The following is a 3286-nucleotide window of genomic DNA, read 5'->3' on the forward strand; positions in this document are numbered from 1 at the left end:
AGCACTGGGTGATTGGTTCCGGTTGCTGGTTTGTCACTCGGTGTAAGTTCGGGCGTCGCACTCTTTGGTTGTGGAGGCAGGGTGTCTCCGCGTCGGAGAGGAGCAACGATGGGAACGACCAGGTGGGTAGCCGATGGGGGTCCACTGGTGGGGTTCGCTGCCGGGTTCAAGCGTGAGCTGGAGCTGCGGGGTAACAAGCCCACTGCGATTGCCCAGCATTTGAGGCTGATGGGACAGTTGAATCGGTGGATGGCCAGTGCTGATGTGGCTGCGCAGGATCTCACGCCGGCGGTGGTCGAGCAGTTCTTCGCCGCTGCTCGTGGTCAGGGTCAGCGCCGGGTTCCGACGATGGCGACCGCGGCGGTGCTGCTGTCGTCTTTGGCGGACCGGGGTGTGATCGCAGCTGTGGTGCCGGTGGCGGTGACCGCGCGGGATCGATTGCTGACCGATTATCGTCAGCATTTGTTCGAGGAACGCGGCCTGGCGCCGACCACGGTGTTGCGATACGAGCGGTTCGCGAAACGGTTTCTGGCGCAGCGGTCTTCGCAGCTGGGTTGCGATGTCGGCGACGAGGACCTGACCGGCGGGGAGGTCAACGCCTATCTGCTGGCGACCGGTGCCCGGTTGGTGGTGGAGTCGGCGAAACGAGAGGCCGCCGACCTGCGCGCGCTGCTGCGGTTTCTCTATCTGCGGCGCCGGCTCGATGCCGATCTCGGCTCGGCGATGCCGCCGGTCGCGGCGTGGCGGGGCACCCGGCTGCCCAGCGGCCCGAGTGCCGACGAGGTCGACGCGGTGCTCGACAGCTGTGATCGGTCGACGACGAGCGGGCGCCGTGACTACGCGGTATTGACTCTGCTGGCCCGGTTGGGATTGCGCAGCGGCGAGGTCGCAGCCCTGCAACTCGGTGATATCGACTGGCGGCGCGGGGAAATCGCGGTGCGCGGCAAAGCGCGCCGGCTCGATCGACTCCCGTTGCCGAGTCAGGTGGGAGCAGCTGTCGCGGAGTATCTGCGCCACGACCGGCCTCGCTGCGGTTGCCCGGAGGTGATCTTGACGTTGTATGCGCCGCCACGGCCGATCCATCCCAGCAGCATCCCCAGGATCGTTTACCGGGCCTGCCTCCGCGCCGGGGTAAGCCCTGTCGGCGGGCACCGGCTGCGCCACGGGCTGGCCACCGAAATGCTGCATCAGGGAGTGAGTTTGGTCGAAATCGCGCAGGTGCTGCGGCACTCGGATCTGGGCACGACTTCCGACTACGCCAAGATCGACCGCATCGCGCTGGCCGCGGTCGTGCAACCCTGGCCGCAGGCGCGATCATGAGCACCGACTTCGCCGCTCACGCCGCCGATTATCTCCAGTTGCGTCGGGCACTGGGCCACGAGCTGGCCGAGGCGCACCGGCTGTTGCCGCGTTTCGTCGATCATCTCGATGCGGCTGGAGTCACCACGATCACCACTGTTGTTGCCCTGGACTGGGTTCGGCGCCGCGACGTCGGCCCGGCCAGTTCGATCTGGTCGCGCCGGATGACGGTGGTGCGCGGGTTCGCCCGCTATATGTCGGGCATCGACCCGGCCACCGAGATCCCCCCGCTGGGCCTGGTGATTCACCGGCAGCGCTGGAATCCGCCGTTCATCTACTCCTCCGAAGACATCCAGGCGCTGCTGCACGCGGTGCCGGTGGTGGTGCCATCCCCGCTGCGCAGGGCGACGGCCGAGACAATGATCGGGCTGCTGGCCTGCACCGGAATCCGGGTGGGAGAAGCCATTGCTCTCGACCGTGACGATGTCGGCTGCGCCGAGGGCGTGCTGATCGTGCGCGCATCGAAATTCACCAAGACCCGCGAAGTGTTACTCGATCCCACCGCGGCGGCCGCGTTGGCCGCCTATGCCGCGATTCGCGACGAGCATGTGCCGCAGCCGGTGAGCCGGAAGTTCTTCCTCTCCAGGAAGGGAACCGCGATGATCTACGCCAACTTCGGCCTGCTGTTCCGGCGGCTGGTGGAAACCTCACATGTCGGTTCCGGCTCGTCGGTTCGCCCGCGCATCCACGACCTGCGTCATTCGTTCGCAGTGCACACACTCGTGCGCTGGTATCGCAGCGGCGACGATGTCGCGGCGTTACTGCCGCGACTGTCGACCTACATGGGTCACCGCGCACCGATTTACACCTACTGGTATCTGTCCGCCGCACCGGAATTGCTGTCCCTGGCCGCCGAACGACTGCAGAACCGGCACGAGGAAGGACCCCGTCGATGACTCTGCTCGCCCCGACTCTGCAGTTGTTCTTCCTCGAGCGGCTGGTCAACCAGCGCCAAGCCAGCCCGGCCACGATCACCTCCTACCGCACCACCTTCCAGCTGCTGCTGCGGTTCGTCTGCGATCGCACCGGCAAAACACCCTCGGCATTGGACTGGAAAGACCTCGATGCCGAGGTGATTTCGTTGTTCCTACAGCACCTCGAAACCGGTCGCCACAACAGCGCCCGCAGCCGCAACACGCGGCTCGCGGCCCTGCGGTCACTGTTCCGGTTCGCGGCACTGCGCCACCCCGAACATGCCGAGTTGATCCAGCAGGTGCTCGCTATCCCGCAGAAACGCTTCGACAAGACAGTCGTCTCATTTCTGCAGCCCGAGGAGGTCGACGCTCTGCTTGCCGCGCCCGACCGCTCACGCTGGGAAGGTCGCCGTGACCACGCTCTACTGCTGCTGGCCGTCCAGACCGGGCTGCGGCTGTCGGAGCTGACCGGGCTCAACTGCGGCGACATCGAACTCGGGTCCGGCGCACACGTGCGCTGCCGCGGGAAAGGCCGCAAACAACGCTGCGTCCCGCTGACCCCGGCCACCACCGCTGTCCTGCGCGTCTGGCTTCGAGAACGACACGGCAGCCCCGACGAGCCCGCCTTCCCCACCCGCACCGGCCGCCGCCTCAGCGACGACGGCGTCGAAGCGCGACTCAAACTCTGCAAAACCATTGCCCGCCAGCACTGTTCGTCCTTGAAAGGCAAGAAGATCTCACCACATACCCTCCGTCACACCTGCGCGATGAATCTGCTCCGCAGCGGAGTCGACTCGACGGTCATCGCGCTCTGGTTGGGCCACGCCGACCCCCGTTCCACCACCGCCTACCTGCACGCCGACATGGCGATCAAGGAACGCGCCCTTGCCCGCACCACATCACCCACCTCGAAGCCCGGCCGCTACCAGCCACCCGACGACCTACTCGCCTTCCTGGAGAGCCTCTGAATATTCCGATACCGACAACGCCACCGATCCGAAAAACACCGCCGC

General features: G+C 66.2%; 3 protein-coding genes. All 3 read left to right on the plus strand.

The window, feature by feature from the left end:
* The first annotated feature begins 108 nt into the window (after positions 1-108).
* Genes ON44_RS33915 through ON44_RS33925 form a run of 3 tightly spaced genes read left to right on the plus strand, consistent with a single transcriptional unit; the run spans position 109 to position 3241 of the window.
* Complete coding sequence (locus ON44_RS33915; RefSeq protein WP_083898291.1) at positions 109-1320, plus strand: site-specific integrase; 1212 nt, start codon at positions 109-111, stop codon at positions 1318-1320.
* On the plus strand, positions 1317-2255 hold the full coding sequence (locus ON44_RS33920) for a tyrosine-type recombinase/integrase (protein ID WP_040698222.1): 939 nt from the start codon (positions 1317-1319) through the stop codon (positions 2253-2255). Before ON44_RS33915 ends, ON44_RS33920 begins: the two co-directional genes overlap by 4 nt.
* Entirely contained in the window at positions 2252-3241 is a 990-nt protein-coding gene (locus ON44_RS33925; RefSeq protein ID WP_040698226.1) for a tyrosine-type recombinase/integrase, read from the plus strand. The genes ON44_RS33920 and ON44_RS33925 overlap by 4 nt, the downstream gene beginning before the upstream one ends.
* The last annotated feature ends 45 nt before the right edge of the window (positions 3242-3286 follow it).

This window comes from Nocardia vinacea NBRC 16497, from assembly GCF_000308835.1.
Lineage (GTDB): Bacteria > Actinomycetota > Actinomycetes > Mycobacteriales > Mycobacteriaceae > Nocardia > Nocardia vinacea.